Origin of the sequence: Microbispora sp. H10670 (assembly GCF_014161385.1) — a bacterium.
GTDB classification, from domain to species: domain Bacteria; phylum Actinomycetota; class Actinomycetes; order Streptosporangiales; family Streptosporangiaceae; genus Microbispora; species Microbispora triticiradicis.
Genome location: NZ_JABBWW010000026.1, coordinates 91,543 through 109,233, shown reverse-complemented (window position 1 = coordinate 109,233; position 17,691 = coordinate 91,543). Strand labels below are relative to the sequence as shown.

General features: G+C 73.5%; 13 protein-coding genes. 6 read left to right on the top strand and 7 right to left on the bottom strand.

Annotated elements, in window-relative coordinates; all coding sequences use genetic code 11:
* The first annotated feature begins 36 nt into the window (after positions 1-36).
* Genes HHX33_RS28670 through mdlC form a run of 6 tightly spaced genes read left to right on the top strand, consistent with a single transcriptional unit; the run spans position 37 to position 10,760 of the window.
* Positions 37-237: an MbtH family protein gene (locus HHX33_RS28670; protein ID WP_182877320.1), complete on the top strand. Its 201-nt coding sequence runs from the start codon at positions 37-39 to the stop codon at positions 235-237.
* 36 nt (positions 238-273) lie between these two features.
* Positions 274-4,725, top strand: coding sequence for a non-ribosomal peptide synthetase (locus tag HHX33_RS28665; protein WP_182877319.1), 4,452 nt, complete (start codon positions 274-276; stop codon positions 4,723-4,725).
* 26 nt (positions 4,726-4,751) lie between these two features.
* Positions 4,752-5,843: a guanitoxin biosynthesis L-enduracididine beta-hydroxylase GntD gene (gntD, locus tag HHX33_RS28660; RefSeq protein ID WP_208759244.1), complete on the top strand. Its 1,092-nt coding sequence runs from the start codon at positions 4,752-4,754 to the stop codon at positions 5,841-5,843.
* Positions 5,840-8,227, top strand: coding sequence for an amino acid adenylation domain-containing protein (locus HHX33_RS28655; RefSeq protein WP_182877318.1), 2,388 nt, complete (start codon positions 5,840-5,842; stop codon positions 8,225-8,227). The genes gntD and HHX33_RS28655 overlap by 4 nt, the downstream gene beginning before the upstream one ends.
* On the top strand, positions 8,224-9,105 hold the full coding sequence (locus HHX33_RS28650) for a prephenate dehydrogenase dimerization domain-containing protein (RefSeq protein ID WP_182877317.1): 882 nt from the start codon (positions 8,224-8,226) through the stop codon (positions 9,103-9,105). Before HHX33_RS28655 ends, HHX33_RS28650 begins: the two co-directional genes overlap by 4 nt.
* A gap of 20 nt (positions 9,106-9,125) precedes the next feature.
* On the top strand, positions 9,126-10,760 hold the full coding sequence (gene mdlC / locus HHX33_RS28645) for a benzoylformate decarboxylase (protein ID WP_220502314.1): 1,635 nt from the start codon (positions 9,126-9,128) through the stop codon (positions 10,758-10,760).
* Positions 10,761-10,762: 2 nt separating this feature from the next.
* On the opposite strand, the gene HHX33_RS28640 is transcribed toward mdlC, so the two are convergent.
* From HHX33_RS28640 to HHX33_RS28610, 7 genes are all read right to left on the bottom strand, one after another.
* On the bottom strand, positions 10,763-11,632 hold the full coding sequence (locus tag HHX33_RS28640) for a TauD/TfdA dioxygenase family protein (RefSeq protein WP_111701483.1): 870 nt from the start codon (positions 11,630-11,632) through the stop codon (positions 10,763-10,765).
* Between the two features lie 28 nt (positions 11,633-11,660).
* Positions 11,661-12,488: an ABC transporter ATP-binding protein gene (locus HHX33_RS28635; RefSeq protein ID WP_310741567.1), complete on the bottom strand. Its 828-nt coding sequence runs from the start codon at positions 12,486-12,488 to the stop codon at positions 11,661-11,663.
* On the bottom strand, positions 12,472-13,539 hold the full coding sequence (locus HHX33_RS28630) for an ABC transporter substrate-binding protein (protein WP_182877316.1): 1,068 nt from the start codon (positions 13,537-13,539) through the stop codon (positions 12,472-12,474). The genes HHX33_RS28635 and HHX33_RS28630 overlap by 17 nt, the downstream gene beginning before the upstream one ends.
* A 59-nt stretch (positions 13,540-13,598) precedes the next feature.
* Positions 13,599-14,357: an ABC transporter permease gene (locus HHX33_RS28625; RefSeq protein ID WP_244302360.1), complete on the bottom strand. Its 759-nt coding sequence runs from the start codon at positions 14,355-14,357 to the stop codon at positions 13,599-13,601.
* Positions 14,358-14,625: 268 nt separating this feature from the next.
* Positions 14,626-15,816 carry a hypothetical protein gene (locus HHX33_RS28620; protein ID WP_182877314.1) on the bottom strand — a complete coding sequence of 397 codons (1,191 nt, stop codon included), beginning with the start codon at positions 15,814-15,816 and terminating at the stop codon, positions 14,626-14,628.
* Entirely contained in the window at positions 15,755-16,849 is a 1,095-nt protein-coding gene (locus HHX33_RS37460; RefSeq protein WP_182877313.1) for a M48 family metallopeptidase, read from the bottom strand. The genes HHX33_RS28620 and HHX33_RS37460 overlap by 62 nt, the downstream gene beginning before the upstream one ends.
* Positions 16,846-17,331, bottom strand: a complete 486-nt coding sequence (locus tag HHX33_RS28610; RefSeq protein ID WP_182877312.1) for a hypothetical protein — start codon at positions 17,329-17,331, stop codon at positions 16,846-16,848. Before HHX33_RS28610 ends, HHX33_RS37460 begins: the two co-directional genes overlap by 4 nt.
* Positions 17,332-17,691: the final 360 nt, after the last annotated feature.

Sequence of the window (17,691 nt, the reverse complement as noted above, 5' to 3'; positions counted from 1 at the left end):
CGCCACCGAACGACCACCCAACCCAAGGAGTCCCTCATGGGCATCGATGACCCCGAGACCGTCTTCCAGGTCGTCCTCAACGACGAGGAGCAGTACTCCATCTGGTTCGCCGACCGGCCCGTACCGCCCGGCTGGTCCGGCGTCGGCGTCACGGGCCGCAAGCAGGAGTGCCTGGACCACATCGAGAAGGTCTGGGTCGACATGCGCCCCCGGTCGCTGCGCGAGCACGCCGCCTGACCCCCCGATTCACATCCACCGACAGGAGTGCGACACATGAGCCAGCGGCCGGAATTGGAGTCGATGACCCCGGAGGAGAAGCGTGCGCTGCTCGCCAAGCTCCTGGACGGATCGGTCGAGACGACACCCAGCACCCTTCTCCTCGAGCAGCGCCGCCTGTGGCTGCTGCACCAATTGGACTCCGCCAAACCCTGGCAGGTCAGCGCCGCGGTGCGGCTGTCCGGCCCGATCGACCCGGCGGCGATGCAGCAGGCGCTCGTCGCCGTCGTGCAGCGGCACGAGGTGCTGCGGGCCACGTTCCGCGAGGTCAACGGCCAGGCCATCGCCACCACCGCGGCGGCGGTGACGCTGCGGCTGCCCGTCCAGGACATCGACCCCGGCGACCTCGACGGTGAGCTCGCCCGGGTGGCGGCGGCCGAGACCGGGACCCGTTTCGACCTCGGCAGGGGGCCGCTGGTCCGCGCGTCGCTGCTGCGCGCCGCCCCGGACGACCACGTCTTCCTGCTCACCGCGCACCAGATGGTCGCCGACCGGCGCTCGGTCAGGCTGATCGTCGACGAGGTGCTGTCGCGCTACGCGGCCCTGTCCGGCGGCGCCGAGGCCGCGCCCGCCGGCACGCCCGCCGACTTCCGTTCCCTCGTGGACGCCCAGCGCGCCTGGAGCGAGAGCGACGACGCGGGCGAGGCCGTCGACTACTGGCGCGCCGGGCTGGCCGCCCTCAGCCCGCTGGATCTGCCGACCGACCGCCCGCGCCCGCCGCTGAAGACCATCCACGGCGACGCGGTCACGGTCCCGGTGCCCGCCTCCCTGGCCGCCGCGCTGACCGCCTGGCGCGAGGACCCGGGGCCGACGCTGCTGGCCGCGTACGCCGCCGTGCTCTCGCGCTACTCGCAGCAGCACGACCTGGCGATCGGCGTCCCGGCGGCGGGATCGTGGACCGCCACCGGAAGCGCCGCGCAGGACAGCACGGTCGGCCCGCTGGAGAACATCGTGCCGCTGCGGGTCGAGCTGCGGGCCGGCGACGGCCTCGGCGCGCTGACCGGGCGCGTCACCGCCGCCCGCGCGCAGGCCCTGGCGCACGCGCGGCTCCCGTTCGACCGGATCGTGGACGCGGCGCAGCCCCAGCGCGACCTGAGCCGCACGCCGCTGTTCCAGACCACCTTCGCCTTCGAGGAGGACACCGAGGACCGCGTCCTGCCCGGCGCGGTGGCGCGGCCCCTCGACCTGCCGGTGACCTGGACCCCGCACGACATCGACCTGTTCGCGGTGCGGCGGAGCGACGGCCTGCACCTGCGCGCGCAGTACAACACCGACCTGTTCGACCGGGGCACGGTCGAGCGGTTCCTCGGCCACGTCCTGGTGGTGCTGACCGAGGGGCTGGCCCGCCCCGACCACCCGCTGGCCGACATCCCGCTGCTCACCCCGGAGGAGCACGAGCGGATCGTGGCCGGGTGGAACGACACGCGGACCGAGCGCGACCGGTCGCTCACCCTGCACGCGCTCGTCGAGCGGGCGGCCCAGGCGCACCCGGAGCGTACGGCGGTCTCCGGCGGCGGCGTCGAGATCAGCTACGCCTCCCTCGACGGCCGCGCGGACGCGCTGGCCGCCGAGCTGGTCGCCCGGGGCGCCGGACCCGAGTCGCGGGTGGGCGTCGTCGTCGACCGGTCGCCGCACAGCGTGGTGGCCCTGCTCGGCGTGCTCAAGGCCGGGGCGGCGTACGTGCCGCTCGACCCGTCCTACCCGGCCGACCGGCTGACGTTCATCGCCGACGACGCCGGGATCGGCCTGCTCGTCGGCCGCGCGGAGGCCCTGGCCGCCCTGCCCGTGACGCTGGCCGGGCGGACCCGGGTCAGCGTCCCCATCACCGACCCCGAGCACCCGGCGGACCGGGCGGTCGTCCCGGCGGGTCCCGCGAACCTGGCCTACATCATCTACACCTCCGGATCGACCGGCCGGCCCAAGGGCGTCGCGGTCGAGCACCGGCAGATCGTGCACGCCACCGAGGCCCGTACGGCCTGCGAAGGGCCGGGCCTGCCCGAGCGCTACCTGGTGCTGGCGCCGCTCACCTTCGACGCGGCCGGCGGCGGCCTATACTGGACGCTCAGCCGCGGCGGCACGGTCGTGCTGCCGACCGAGACGGAGGTGCTCGACCCCCGCCTGCTGGGCCGGCTCATCCGGAACCGCCAGGTCACCCACGTCGACGGCGTGCCGTCGCAGTACGCCCTGCTGCTGGAGACCGACCCGGAGCCGCGCCCGTCGGTCCGCGCGACCGTCGTCGCGGGCGAGGCGCTGCCGCCGAGCCTGGTCGCCGAGCACTACCGCCACTCGCCGGACGCCGTGCTGTTCAACGAGTACGGCCCGACGGAGGCCACGGTGTGGGCCTCGGTGCACCCGGTGTCGCCGTCGGACGCCGACGCGCCCCGCGTGCCGATCGGCCGCCCGATCCCGGGCGCGCGGATCCACCTGCTGGACCGGCGGCTCAACCCGGTGCCTCCGGGCGTGCCGGGCGAGCTGTACATCGGCGGCGAGGGCACGGCCCGCGGCTACGTGAACCGCCCCGCGATGACCGCGGACCGCTTCCTGCCCGACCCGTTCACCCCGGGGTCCAGGCTCTACCGGACCGGCGACCTGGCCCGCTACCGGGCCGACGGCACCATCGAGTTCCTCGGCCGGGCCGACACCCAGGTCAAGATCCGCGGGTTCCGGGTCGAGCCGGCCGAGGTCGAGAACGTGGTGCTGCGCCACCCCCTCGTCTCCGAGGCCGTGGTCACCGTACGCGAGGACCAGCCCGGCATGCCGCGCCTGGTCGCGTACGTGGTCCCGGTGTCCGGCCGCATCCTGACCCAGGAGACGCTGGTCAACCACGTGCTCGGGCAGGTGCCCGACTACATGGTGCCGAGCGCCTTCGTCACGCTGGAGCGCATGCCGCTGACCCGGCACGGCAAGATCGACCTCGCCGCGCTGCCCACGCCGCAGGAGGTGGCCGCCGGCGACTTCGTCGAGCCGCGCACCACGCTGGAGGCGGAGATCGCCGAGACCTTCGCCTCGGTGCTCGGCCTGCCGCGGCTCAGCGTCACGGCCGACTTCTTCTCCCTCGGCGGCAACTCGCTGCTGGTGGCCCGGCTCGCCGCGCAGCTGTCCCGGCAGCACACGATCGAACTGCCGATCGACGACATCTTCCGGGTGCCGACCGTCGAGGGCATCGCCCGGGTCGTCGAGCTTCAGCAGCGCGAGCGCAGCGCGCAGGACAACGCCGCCCTCTACCTGCAGCAGCTCGCCGACCTGCAGGCCGACGTCACGCTCGACCCCGCCGTACGGCCCGACGGCCTGCCGCACGCCCGGTGGTTCGAGCCGGAGCACGTGCTGGTCACCGGCGCCACGGGCTACCTCGGCGCCTTCGTCGCGGTCGAGCTGATCGAGCGCACCGACGCGATCGTGCACTGCCTGGTGCGCGGCCAGAGCCGGGACGAGGCGTGGGACCGCCTGGAGGAGGTGCTGCGCAAGTACCGGGCGTGGGACGAGTCGTACCGGTCCAGGCTGCGCGTGGTCACCGGCGACCTCGCGAAGCCGGCCCTCGGCCTGTCGAAGGAGGCGTACGACGAGCTGGCGGGGTCGCTGGACGCGATCTACCACAGCGGCGCGATCGTCAACTTCACCTACCCCTACGAGGCGATGAAGGCCGCGAACGTCCTCGGCACCGAGGAACTGCTGCGGCTGGCGACGACCACCCGGCTCAAGGCGTTCCACCTGATCTCCAGCGTGGACGTCTTCATGGGCACGGGCGCGGAGCGCCCCTTCACCGAGCAGGACCTCACCGACCGGCCCACCAAGATCCCCACCGGTTACCCCCGTACGAAGTGGGTGTCCGAGCGGATCGTGACCCTCGCCCGCGACCGCGGCGTCCCGGTCACCGTGCAGCGCCCGTGGATGATCACCGGTCACACCCAGACCGGCGCCTCCCACGAGACCGACTACCTGTACGTCTACCTCAAGGGCTTCCTGGACCTCGGCGTGCTGCCGCTCTACAACGACGTGATCAACGCGGTGCCCGTCGACTACACGGCCAAGGCGATCGTCTACACCTCCCTGCGGGAGGAGAACCTCGGCCGGAACTTCAACATCACCAACCGGGAACCGACCACGATGCAGCAGTGCTACGAGTGGCTGCGGTCGTTCGGCTACGCCCTCAACGTCGTCGAGGAGGAGGAGGCCAGGCGGCAGGCCCTCGCGGTCGACGAGGACCACATCCTCTACCCGCTGACCCCGATCCTGCGCGTGGCGTCCATGCGGCACGCCGCCCTCGACCCCGACCTGCAGCAGCGGGTCGACCCTATGGACGAGTGCCGGGTGCTGACCGCGGCCCTGGACGGGTCCGGCATCGAGTGCCCGCCGGTCAACGAGGAGTGGGCCCACTCCTGCTTCCGCTTCCTCGTGGAGAACGGCTACCTCCCGGCCCCCGAAGAGGTTGCCGCGCGGGCCGCGGCGTAGCGGGCGTGAGGCGAGAAAGGACCACCATGGAGGACGTCTCAACGATGCCGCGGCCGGACGGCGAGGCCGCAACGGGAAGCACCGGGACGGGAAGCATCCGTTACATCGACCTCGACCCGGCCGACGCGGCCCAGATCGACACCTACACCCGCACCCTCGCCGCCCGCCACGGTTCGAGCACCGCCCCGGCGCTGCTCGACGGCGCCGCGACGTACGCCCACCGCCTGCCGGAGCGCCTGGTCGGCGAACTGCTCTCCCTCCGCCTGTTCGAGAGCAGCCCGGCGCTGGTCGTCCGGGGACTGCCGGTCTCCGACGACGAGATCGGCCCCACCCCGCTCGACTGGCGGGAGCAGGCGAGACCCTCGACCGTGCCCGCGCGCACGGCCCACGAGGTCTACCTGGTGCTGGTCGCGAGCCTGCTCGGCGACGTCTTCGGCTGGTCGTCCCTGCAGAACGGCAAGCTCGTGCACGACGTGGTGCCGATGCCGACCGAGGAGCGCGAGCAGAGCGGGCACGGCACCGTGCAGCTGGAGTGGCACACGGAGGACGGCTTCCACCCCCTCCGTTGCGACTACCTGCTCCTGCTCGGGATGCGCAACCACGACGCGGTGCCGACCACCGTGGCCGGCGTCGACGAGGTGCGGATCGACCCCGCACACCGCGCGGTGCTCGCCCAGCCGCGCTTCCTCATCCGCCCCGACAACGAGCACCTCAACCGGCTGCGGGCGCGGGCCGAGGAGGCGGCGGGGATGGGCATGGCGATGCACAGCATCCAGCGGATGCAGGACGAGCCCGAGCCGAGCGCGGTCCTGTTCGGCCACCCCGACGCGCCGTACCTGCGCATCGACCCGGTGTTCATGTCCGCGCTGCCGGGCGACGGGGAGGCCGAGGAGGCGCTGGCCGCCCTGGTCGGGTCGCTGGAGGCCAACCTGTGCGGGGTCGCGCTCGGCCCCGGCGACCTGCTCATCGTCGACAACTACCGGGCCGTGCACGGCAGGAGCGCGTTCCGCGCCAGGTTCGACGGCACCGACCGGTGGCTGAAGAAGGTGCTGGTCACCCGGGACCTGCGCAAGTCCCGGGCACACCGGTCCGCGCCGCACGAACGCGTGCTGCTGTGAACCGGCTGCCCGGCCGTACGGCCTTCCCGGGAGATCCGCACCCCGACGGCGGGGTCCGCCACGGCGGCGAGCTGCCGGCGTGGCTCCGCTGCGGCAGCGTGCCGTCCGGCACGACCGACACGGTGTTCCGGCCGTGGCCCGCCCCCGGCGGCGCGACCCCGGAACACCCGCAGCCGGAAGCCGCGGCACCGGAAACCGCACGGCCGGGCAGCGCGGGCACAGCAGGCGCGGTGCCGGAGAGCGCCCTGCCGGACGGCGTGGTGTCTGAAGGCACGGTGCTCGAAGGCACGGTGTTCGAAGGCGCGGCGCCGGAGGCCGTCCTGGCGGCGGCCGCGGCGATCCTCCTCGCCCGCCACACGGGCGAGCCCGAGGTGCGCCTGGTCGTCGTCACCCCCCGCCCGGTCGCGCTGACCGTGCTCGTCGACGAGCGCGAACGGGCCGCCGACCTGGTCCGCCGGGTGGCGGAGGACCTCCGCGCCGCGCCACCCCTCCCGGCCGGCGTGGTCGCCCGCGTCGCCGTCGCGGGAGGGGGCCGGGAGGCGGCGGAGCCCGGCGCCGTCGCGTCCGTACCGCACGAACTGGTCGTGCGGTGGTCGGACGGCGGGCTGTGCCTCGACCACGACACCGGCCTGTTCGACCCCGAGGTGGTCGCCGCCCTGGCCGACCGGCTGCTCGCGGTCCTCGGGGAGATCGCCGAGGACCGCCCGGTACGCGACGTCGCCGCGCTCACCACCGCCGAGCACGCGGCGATCGCCACCTGGTCCGGCGGCGAGCCGCAGCCGGTGGAGGACGTCTGCCTGCACACGCTGATCGAGCGCCGGGCCGCGGCCGAGCCCGCGCGTACGGCGCTCGTCTGCGGCGACGTCACGCTGGCCTACGGCGAGCTGAACGCCCGGGCCAACCGGCTCGGGCGGCGCCTGCGCGCGGCCGGCGCCGGGCCCGGCGACCTCGTCGCGGTCTTCGCCGGCCGCGCCGCCGAGTCGGTCGTCGCGATGCTCGCCGTGCTCAAGTCCGGCGCGGCCTACGTGCCGATCGAGCCGTCCCAGCCCGCCGACCGCATCCGCCGCATCCTCGCCGACTCCGGCGTGCGGCTCGCGGTCGGCCGGCCGACCGGCGATGGCGCAGCCGCCTCCCCCGGCGAGTCCCTTGAGGAGTCTCCGGGCGAGTCCCCCGGCGGCTCCCCTGGCGAAGCCCCCCTCGGCTTCCCGGCCGGGTTCCCGGGCGTACGCCTGCTGGACCCGGACGGGCCGGGCGCGGGCACCGGCCAGGACCCCGATCGGGGAGACGACCTGGGCGTCCCGGTGCGCACGGCCGACCTGGCCTACGTCATCTACACGTCCGGGTCCACCGGCGTGCCGAAGGGCGTGGCGGTCAGCCACCGGGCGATCGTGGTGTCCACGCACGCCCGCGGCGTGGGCGGCCCGCCGCCCGAGTGCGACCTGGTCACCATGCCGCTGTGCTTCGACGGCGCCGCGGGCGGCCTCTACTGGACGCTCACCGGCGGCGGGACGGCGGTGCTGCCGACCGAGACCGAGGCGCGTGACCCGCTGGCCCTGCGCGCCCTGCTGCGGCGGGTGCCGATCACCCACATCCACTCCGTCCCGTCGCACTACGGGCTCGTCCTGGAGGCGGCCGGGGAGGAGTGCCTGAGCCGGCTGCGGCTGGTCTCGGTGGGCGGCGAGCCGATGCCGCCCCGGCTGGTCGCGCGCCACCTGCTCACCTGCCCGGACGCCGTGCTGCTCAACGACTACGGGCCGACCGAGTGCGCGGTGTGGGCCACCGCCCACCACTGCGGCATCGCCGACGCCGCGGACGGGCGGATCCCGATCGGCGGGCCGCTGCCCAACTACCGGGTCGAGGTCCTGGACGCCGGGCTCCGGCCGGCGCCCCCGGGGGTGATCGGCGAGATCTGCGTCTCGGGCCCGGCCCTGGCGCGGGGTTACCACCGGCGTCCCGGCCTCACCGCGGCGCGGTTCCTGCCCGACCCCAGGGGCGGCGGGCGGATCTACCGCACCGGCGACCGCGGGTTCTGGTCACCCGGCGGTGAGCTGCACATCGCCGGCCGCACCGACAGCCAGGTGAAGATCAGGGGCTTCCGGGTGGAACTCGGGGAGATCGAGGCGGCCGTGGCGGGGCATCCGTCCGTCACCGGCTGCTTCGTCACCCTGCGGACGCCACCCGGCGGGGCGGAGCAGGTGATCGCCTTCGTCGCCGCGAGCGGCGCCCCGCCCACCGAGGACGAACTCCGCGCGGTCGCGGCGGCCACGCTCCCCGCGTACATGCGGCCCGACCGGTACGTCGTCCTCGCCGAACTGCCGCGCAACCGGAACGGGAAGATCGACGTGGCCGCGCTGCGCGCCGGTGAGCCGGTGGAGTCCCGATGACGACGGTCGTGGTCGGCGGCGCGGGCGAGGTGGGCGGGCTGCTCGCCCGCCTGCGGCTCCCGGACGGCCCGGTGGTGTGCGCGGACGTGCGGGCGGCGGAGATCCCCGGCACGGCGGTCATCGTCGCGGACGCGTGCCGTCCGTCGGCGGACCTGCTCGGCGTGCTGCGGCGGGCCGACACGGTGGTCTTCGCGCTGCCCGAGCAGGTCGCCGTCCCGGCCGTCGCCGCCTGCGCGCCGGCCGTACGGCCGGGGGCTCTGCTGGTCGAGACCCTGTCGGTCAAGGAGGCCGTCACGCCCGCTCTCGCCCGTGCGGCTGCCACCCAGGGTGCGGAGGCGTGCGGGCTCAACCCGATGTTCGCGCCCGCGCTGGGCTGGCAGGACAACGCCGTGGCCGCCGTACGCGTGGCGGACGGCCCGCGCACCGCCGCGCTGCTCGGCTCGATCACCGCCGCCGGAGCCCGCGTCGTCGAGCTGACCGCCGGGGAGCACGACCGCGTCACGGCGGTCCTCCAGGCGGCCACGCACGCCGCCGTGCTGGCCTTCGGGCAGGCGGTCGTCGCGGGCGGCGCGGACGCCGAGGCGCTGCTCGCCCTGGCCCCGCCCCCGCACCTGACCATGCTCGCCGTCCTGGCCCGGATCACCGGCGGCAACCCCGAGGTCTACTGGGACATCCAGGTGGCCAATCCGCACGCCGCCGCGGCGAGGGCGGCGCTGCGCGAGGCCGTCGCCACGATCGACACGCTCGCCTCCACGGGCGACCGCGACGGATTCGACACGCTGTTGCACGGTGTCGAGAAACATCTCGGCGACCGGGCGCCGCTACTCCGGGGATATTGCGCCCGGCTTTTCACCATGCGGCTTTCCGCCCGTTCCTGAGATTTTGGGAGGCGTTTCCCGTGAATTCGATCGCGAGCGACAGGACGGTCCGGGACGCCACCCGCCGGCTGCTCCGGCAACTCGGCCTGACCACCGTTTTCGGAAATCCCGGAACCACCGAGGTCGCTTTTCTCACCGACTGGCCGGACGATTTCCGCTACGTGCTCGGGCTGCACGAATCGGTGGTCGTCGCCATGGCCGACGGCTACGCCCAGGCCACCAGGCGGCCGGTGCTGGTGAACCTGCACAGCGCGGGCGGCCTCGGCCACGGCCTCGGGCAGGTGTTCAACGCCGCGCGCGGCCACGCCCCGCTGATCGTGATGGCCGGCCAGCAGAGCAGGACGCTGCTGCGCGGCGACCCGTTCCTCGGCGCCACCGACGCCACCGCCTTCCCCCGGCCGTACGTCAAGTGGAGTTGCGAGCCCGCCCGGGCGCAGGACGTGCCCGCGGCGATCGCCCGCGCCTACCACGTGGCGTCCCAGGCCCCGCGGGGCCCGGTCTTCATCTCCGTTCCGGCGGACGACTGGGACGCGGAGGCGGGCGCGCCGGTCGCCGCGCGTCCGGCGATCCCCGGCTTCGGCCCCGACCCCGCCGCCCTCGCGGCGCTGGCCCGGGCCCTGCACGGCAGCGCGCGGCCGGGCATCGTGGCCGGGCCCGGCGTGGACGCGGACGGCGCGGTCGCGGACCTCGTCGCCCTCGCGGAACGCGTCGGGGCGGGCGTCTGGGCCGCGCCGGTCTCGCCCCGGTGCTCCTTCCCCGAGGACCATCCCCTCTTCCTGGGCTTCCTCGACGCGGAGAAGCGCGCCACCGCCGCGGCGCTGGCCCGGCACGACCTGGTCGTGGTGATCGGCGCCCCGGCCTTCACCTACCACGTCTACCGTGGCGAGGCCGAGGTCCCGCTGCCCCCGCTCTTCGTGGTCAGCGACGACGAGCAGGTGCTGGCCAGGGCGGACACGGGCCCCGGCATCAGGGCGACGCCGCTGCTCGCCCTCCGGGCGCTGGACGAGGCTCTCGGCAGCGCCGCGAACGGTGCGCCGGTCCGCCGGGCGCGCGTGACCGGCAGGGCGGCCCCGCCCGTCCTCGCCCGGCCGGCGGGACCGGCGGAAGGGATGATCACCGCGGCGGAGGTCTACGCCACGCTCGCCGAACTGCTGCCCGCCGACGCGATCGTGGTGGAGGAGACGCCCAGCCACCGCAGCGTGCTGCACGACCACCTGCCGATCACCGCGACCGACACGGGGTTCCTCACCACCGCGAGCGGCGCGCTCGGCTACGGGCTCCCGGCCGCGGTCGGCGCCGCACTGGCCAGGCCGGGCCGCAGGGTGGTCGCGGTGCTCGGCGACGGGTCGGCCATGTTCGGCATCCAGGCCTTGTGGACCGCGGCGCGCGAGCGGACGCCGGTGACCTTCGTGATCCTGGACAACACGCGGTACGCGGCGGTGCGGCTGCTCGGCGAGGCGTCCGGCGGCACGGGCATCCCCGGTGTCGACCTGGGCGGGCTCGACTTCGTCGCACTGGCCCAGGGAATGGGCTGCGCGGCCCGGTACGTGTCCGAGCCCGCCGAGATGAAGAGCGCGCTCGCCGCCGCGCTCGCCGACGACCGGCCGCATCTGCTGCACGTGCGCACCGACCCTGCGCCGCCGCGCATGTACTGAGCTCAGGAACGTCGTCCGGGGCCGAAGGGACGGTCGCCGCGCAGGGTGATCCGGTGCATCACCCGGTGGGCGTCGCCGTAGTCCCGGTTGGCGTAGTGGGCCGTGCTCCGGTTGTCCCACATGGCGACGTCTCCGGCCCTCCAGCGGTGCCGGACGATGTGCTCGGGCTTGGTGAGGTGGGCGTAGAGCAGATCCAGGATGGCCCGGCTCTCCGCCTCGGACACGCCGACGATGTGGGAGGTGAAACCGGGGTTGACGAAGATGCCCTTGCGGCCGGTCTCGGGGTGGACGCGGACCACCGGGTGCTCCACCGGGTCGAGGCGGGTGACGACCTCGCCGTCCCAGACGCTGCCCCTGCCGGACCGGCGCTGGGCGAGGTAGTAGCCGAACTCGCGGTTGCCGTCGTGCACCGCGGTGAGCTGGTCGGCCAGCTCCCGCACCGGGGCGGACAGGGAGTCGTAGGCGAGCTGGCTGTCGGCCCAGCTGGTGTCGCCGCCGGTGGGCGGGAGGACCACCGCGCGCAGGATCGAGCCGAGCGGCGGGCGGGGCATGAACGTGACGTCGGTGTGCCAGACGTCGGCGAAGCCGTTGTCGGCGCTGTCGAGTGCGTAGATCTCGGGATGCGCCTCGTCGACTCCCCCGACGACCGGGTGGGAGGCGGTCAGCTCGCCGAGACGGCGGCCGAGCGCCACCTGCCCGTCCTCGTCCAGGCTCTGGCCGCCGAAGAACAGCACCTTGCGTTCCACGAGGGCGGCGCGCACCGCGGCCAGCTCCTCGTCGGTGGCGTGTGCCAGGTCCAGCCCCTCGACCTCCGACCCGAAGTGGGGGCCGAGCGGTCGCAGGTCCAGCTTGACGGCGGTCGATGTGGTCATCTCGTTCTCCTCGGGTGGCGGCTGTGCTTCAGGCGGCGGCGGCGCGTACGGCGTGGCCGACCTCGGCGCGGAGCGCGGCGTACTCGGGCAGGGCGCGCAGTTCGTCGGGTTCGATCCCGGTGCGCGGAAGGCCGACCTCCAGGTCGAGCGCGATCCGGCCCGGCCGGCGGGTGAGCACGACGACCCGGCTGCCGAGGAACACGGCCTCCTCGACGCTGTGGGTGACGAACACCGACGTGCGGCCGGTCTGCGCGCTCACCCGGCGCAGGTCCTCCTGGAGGCGCTCGCGGGTGAGCGCGTCGAGGGCGGCGAACGGCTCGTCGAGCAGCAGCAGCGGGTCGTCGCCGGCGAGCGCCCTGGCGATCGCAACCCGCTGCTGCTGCCCTCCCGAGATCTGCCAGATCCGGCGGTCCGCCACGTCGTGCAGGCCGACCCGTTCCAGCAGTTCCGGCACGCGGCGGGCACGCTCCGCGCGCGGCACCCCGGCGTACCGCAGGGCCAGTTCGACGTTGCCGCCCACGGTCTTCCACGGGAACAGCCGGGGCTGCTGGAAGACGATTCCGGCGCCCCTGCCGGGGACGGGCTCGGCGCCCCCGGTGAGCACGGTGCCGGAGGTGGGCTTCTCGAAGCCCGCGACGAGGCGCAGCAGCGTGCTCTTGCCGCATCCGGAGGCGCCGACGAGCACGAGGAAGGTCCCGGACGGGACGGTGAGGGAGATCGGTCCCAGGGCGGCGACGGGGCCTCCCGCGCCGTCGTAGACGTGCCCGACCTCGTGCAGGCGGACGGCGGCGGCGTCCTCGTCCGCCACAGTGGGGGCGGCAGTGGGGGCGGCGGCCGGGTCAGGGCGCGAGGACACCGGGAAGCCCTTCGGCGTAGACGGCCTTCTCGACCGTGGCGAGGTCGGGCACCGAGTCGATCTTCTGCTGGTCCTTGAGGAACTGCGCCGCGCTCACCAGGTTCTTGGCCAGGCCGCCGACCTGGCCGGGCGTGCCGAGCCACTCCGGCGAGGACAGGTCGGCCGGCTTGAGGAACACGCCCTGGCTGAGCTGCGCCTTGGCGTCGTCCTTGCCGAGGTTGAGCTCCGCGCCCACCGCCTGGGCGGCGGCGTCGGGGTCGTTCGCGATGAGGTCGAGCGCCCTGGCCTCGGCCTTGCGCCAGGCGTCGACGGCGTCGGGGTGCGCCTTGACGAACGCCGTCGACACCACGCCGAGGTCGAGGGTCGGCTTGCCCGCCGTCGCCAGCTCGCGGCTGGTGACGAGCGTCTTACCGGTCTTCTTGATCTCGTCCAGCGTCGGCAGCCACACGTAGGCGGCGTCGATGTCCCCGCGCGTCCAGGACGCCACGATGTCCTGCGGCTCCAGGTCGACGAGGTTCACCGCCGACTCCGGCACCCCCGCCCTGTCGAGGGCGGCGAGCAGGCTGTAGTGAGCCGTCGAGGCGAACGGCGTGGCCACCTTCTTGCCGCGCAGGTCAGCCACCGAGGAGACGCCGCTGCCGTCGCGGGCGACCAGGGCCTCGTTGTCGCCCGCCACGTCGAGCACGAACGCCACCTGATAGGGGATGTTCAGCGGCTGGGACAGCCCGCGGGCGACCGGGCTCGACCCGATGGCCGCGATGTCCACGCTCTTGGCCACGAAGGCGGTGTTGATGCTGGCGCCCGAGTCGAACTTGGTCCACTTGATCGTGTAGCCGGGCAGCGCCTGCTCCAGCCACCCCTTGTTCTTCACGATGAGGTCCCCGCTGGGAAACGCCTGGTAGGCGATGCGGATGGTGCGCTCCGTCGTACCGCCGCCACCTCCGCCGGACGCGGTGCCGTTGCCGCACGCGGTCAGGACGGCGGCCGTCACTGCGGCCGTCGCGGCGGCCAGGACGATGGTGGACAGGCGCGCGGGGCGTGGTCGTGGCATGGCGAAAGGTTCCTTCTGCAGGTTGGGGGGCTTCATGGGGGTTCGGGTGGACGCGGTGGTCAGGTCCGGCCGCGCCAGGGGATGAGCCGGGTCTCGGCGGCGCGCAGCAGGCCGTCGATCAGCAGTCCGGACAGGCCGATGGCGAGCAGCCCGAGCACCACGACGTCGGTCTGCAGGTAACGCTGGGCGTCGCGGACCATCCCCCCGATGCCGGGCACGCCGTTGACCGTCTCCGCCGCGACGACCGAGGAGTACGCGACCCCGACGGCCAGCCGGACACCGGTGAAGATCTCGGGTAGCGCGCTGGGCAGCACCACGTCCCTGATCACGTTCCACCGGGAGGCGCCCAGCGCCCTGGCCGCCTCGACCAGGCCGGTCGGGGCGCCGTGGACGGCCGCGGCGGTGGCCACGGCGACCGGCGGGAGCGCGGCGATGGCGAGCAGCCACAGCTTGGGCGTCTCGTCGATGCCGAACCAGATGATCAGCAGGCTGAAGTAGGCCAGCGGAGGCAGCGCCCGTACGAAGGTCACGACCGGCTCGGCCACGAGACGGATCCACGGCACGGCGCCCAGGACGACGCCGATGACGAGCCCCGCCGCCACGCCGAGCGCCGAGCCGACGAGGATGCGGCGGAGGCTGATGCCCAGGTGCTCGGCGAGCAGGTGACCGCTGTAGCCGCGGACGCCGTCGTGGGTGGTGGACAGCAGGACGAGCTGGTCCCACACCGCCCGGGGCGCGGGCACGAACGACGGGTTGCCCGCGGCGGCGGCCGCGAGCTGCCAGAGCGCGAGCAGCGCCAGGAGCGAAAGGACCCGCACGCCGATCCGGCGGGTCCCGCGACCCCGCCGGAACGGCGTCGCGGTGGCGGGCGCCCCGTCAGGGAGCCCGCCCGATACGGCAGGCCCGCCCACGGGGGCGGGAGAAAGCGATCTTGAGGGGGAAGACGTCACGGTGGTCGCTCCGAAGGTCGGGGCACGTCGGGCCGCTCGGGGCCGGCCCCGATGCCAGAGACACAGGTATTTCCTACCAAGTTTAAAGGTTTTTGGCAATCGGGAGAACCCCGGGGACCATCTCTGGGCAGGTCACCTACGGCGCCGGGGTGCGGCGGAGGCGGCGGGGGTCGACGGCCGCTGTCACCAGTGCCACCAGAGAGGCGAGCTCGATGCCCTCGGCGAATACGGACAGCATCCAACTCAGGTACATCGGCGAGTCCCGCACCGCGGAGCTGAGAACGGGCATGGCGGAACGGCCGTACGCGACCGTGGCGATGCCCGCCGCCGTATGGAAGACGACGCTCTCACCGATCACCACGACCAGCCCTGCGACAGAGGCGCCGACGATACCCCAGAGCACGGAAGAGTCCCTGGCGCGAGCCGTGACGATCACTGACGTCAGCGCCATCGTCGCCCAGTCGAACGCCTCCATGCCGTAGAAACGCATGAAGGAGGCGACCACGTCGCGGGCCGTCAAGAGGCCCACAAGAAAGCCGGCGAACGCGAGCAGGAGCGCGAAGCACGCGACGACGAGACCACTCCTGATCGCGGTTCCTCCCTCCCCCGGCAGCGGAGAGGCGCTCCGCCAGCCGGGCGGCAACGGATCGAGCGTGAGCCATGACGGAGCGGGCCGCGACGGAAGACGACGCGCGAGGACGGTTCCGACGAGCGGATACACCGCGATGGTCAGCAAGGTGAGAATCCTGAGCGCCTCCGGTGCGGTGATGAGGACGACCACGGCCTCGACGAAGAACACCGATGTCTGCGGAAGCCCCGGGAACAGAAGCGCCTGTGCCTGCCCCGCGATCAACGCCAGCGGCAGAGCGTAGACGAACCAGATGCCCAGTAGGACCGCCGCGACGGCCAGGGTCGTCACGACGACGAGGGCGGGGCGGCGCGCGGCGGCGGCCACCGGCATCCAGGCCCGAGCCACCACCGCCATCCAGCGGACGAACAGCCAGCCCCCGAGGAACAACAGCACGCACCAGGGGAGGATGGCGCCGATCGACGATCGCCCGAGCAGATCCTCGGACGCGGGCCAGGCCGGAGAGACTGTCCCGCCCACCGCGAGACCGAGGCCGAGCCCCAGGCCCACCCGGTTGACGCGCATCGGATCACCCAGCACGTACGCGGCGATCTCCATGCGCCAGATCCCGAGCCCGACTCCGGTCGCGAGCAGAACGGCGAAGACCCAGAAGGCCGTTTTCCCCTCGAACACCGTCTCACCGATGTCCTGAACGAGGCTGATGGCCAGTCCCATGGTCAGCGACTCGCCGAAACCCATCCTCAGCAGCGCGGATGTGTCGGCCAGAGCCAGAAGCCGGTCGCCGGTCGCCGGTCGTGGGATGCGACCCCAGCGAGTGACGTAGCCGTCCGATCCGGACGCCCGCGTGCGGAGCGAACAGTCGGGCCAGGTCGTCGGGGCCGCCGCTCCACTGCGCCGCGCGAGCGTCCGCGTGCAGCTCGCGGCTGCGCAGCACGGCGTTGCCGGCCAGCAGCAGATAGACCGCCAGCACGACCAGTTGCCCGGCCAACGTCGCGGCGAAGCCGTATGAGGGGCGGAGCCGGGCCTCGGCCGGCAATCTCAGAAAAGAGAACAGGTCGGGAGCGAGGATCAGGACCAGGAAGACCCGCCACGCCGCGATCGTGATGAATCCAAGGTCCACGTCACGATTGCGGAGATGGGCGAGTTCGTGCAGGACGACCGCCCGGAAGACCGGTCTGTCGGAGACGAACGTGGCCAGCAGTCCGCCACTGAGCAGGATGTGCCGCCGCCCCGGTCGTCCGAAGGCGAGGCCGGAGATCCGCGGGTCGAGGTAGTCGACCACGAACGTGACACGGGTGCCGACTCCGGCGACGCGCCGCAACTCGGCGAGGTATCCGGGGAGTTCCGGCATCTCGGCGACAGGCAGCGGGCGGAGGCGCCGGCGCCGCAGCCGCCAGAGCGGTGTCGCCCACCACATGGCCAGCACGACCAGCCAGTACACCGCGAGCACCCGAAGGCCCGGTGCCGGATTCGCCGCCGCCCCTTCCGGGCAGCTCCCGTGCAACCGGTACGTGTCCGCGTCGAACAGGTTCACCGGTGTGCCGGCTCGCCGGGTGGCCTCGTTCACCAGGTTCCGGAAGCAGGTCACGCCCGCGTAGTCGCCCGTCGGCCTCTCGCCCATCCCCGGAACCGTCGACGGGCCGTACGTCAATGTGATCAATGAGATCGCGACGACGAGCAGGGCGAATCGCGAGGTGGTGGCGGAAGGGACGGCGAACGGACTGGGCCGGGCGTCCTCCGTCGCCGCCGCGGACTCCGCGGCCGGCCTCACGGGTCGCTGGTCGGCCCGGCCAACGCTGAGACGATGCCGTCGGCTATCCGTGCCGCCTGCTCGTCGGACGCGCGCAGTTCCAGCGCCCGCCGGTATGCCAGCTCGCGGAGCGCCGCGAGCTGCTCCTGATCGAGGCTCGGCAACGGCTCGGCGGACTGCCGCGACCTGCGTGCGAACCTGCGCCTGAGCACGCGACCGACCCGCGATGCCGACGAGCTCACCAGTCGTTCGGCATGGCGCGTGGTGATCTCCTTCAGCACGTCGACGGTCACGGTGAGCGCGATGGTGCTGACGACGGTGACCGCGGTCTCCAGGCCGAAGCCGAGTGGTTCGCTCCGCCTGAAGGCCCGCCCGGCCCGCCCGGGCGCCGTGAAGAAGGCATCCGATGTGACCTCGAACAACGGCAGTTCGCCAGGAGCGGCGTGGGCGACCACATGACGCGCCAGCACCGTCGCCAACTGTCGATCGCTCTCGCGGACCACGGCACCTCCTGGACACGCCTGAGTCGTCAGACCATCGTCGAGCGTGATTCCGGTATCCCCCGCAATTCTATGTCGACCGGCGCATCTCGACCGAGGTCTTCAATCGCCTCTGGGACACGATCACGCGATTCACGGCTTTCACCGCGGTTCCGGAGGTGACCTCCAGCGGTGATTCCGGGCGCCGGCGCCAGGGGGCGGCCTTTCCGGACCACCACAAGTGCGCCATCCGGACGGCCGCGGCCACACGGCCGGCGCGTACCGCGTGCCGTTCTCCCCTGCGCCGCCCGCGCCGGGCGAAGCCGTCCGCATCGCCATTTCCATTGCCGAGAGAAATATCAGCTCGAATCAATACCACGGCGA

Excerpts from the sequence above, each read along its gene's own strand:
- HHX33_RS28670 (WP_182877320.1), top strand. The coding sequence starts at position 37 with ATGGGCATCGATGACCCCGAGACCGTCTTCCAGGTCGTCCTCAACGAC.
- HHX33_RS28665 (WP_182877319.1), top strand. The coding sequence starts at position 274 with ATGAGCCAGCGGCCGGAATTGGAGTCGATGACCCCGGAGGAGAAGCGT.
- gntD (WP_208759244.1), top strand. The coding sequence starts at position 4,752 with ATGGAGGACGTCTCAACGATGCCGCGGCCGGACGGCGAGGCCGCAACG.
- HHX33_RS28650 (WP_182877317.1), top strand. The coding sequence starts at position 8,224 with ATGACGACGGTCGTGGTCGGCGGCGCGGGCGAGGTGGGCGGGCTGCTC.
- HHX33_RS28640 (WP_111701483.1), bottom strand. The coding sequence starts at position 11,632 with ATGACCACATCGACCGCCGTCAAGCTGGACCTGCGACCGCTCGGCCCC.
- HHX33_RS28630 (WP_182877316.1), bottom strand. The coding sequence starts at position 13,539 with ATGCCACGACCACGCCCCGCGCGCCTGTCCACCATCGTCCTGGCCGCC.
- HHX33_RS28620 (WP_182877314.1), bottom strand. The coding sequence starts at position 15,816 with ATGGGTTTCGGCGAGTCGCTGACCATGGGACTGGCCATCAGCCTCGTT.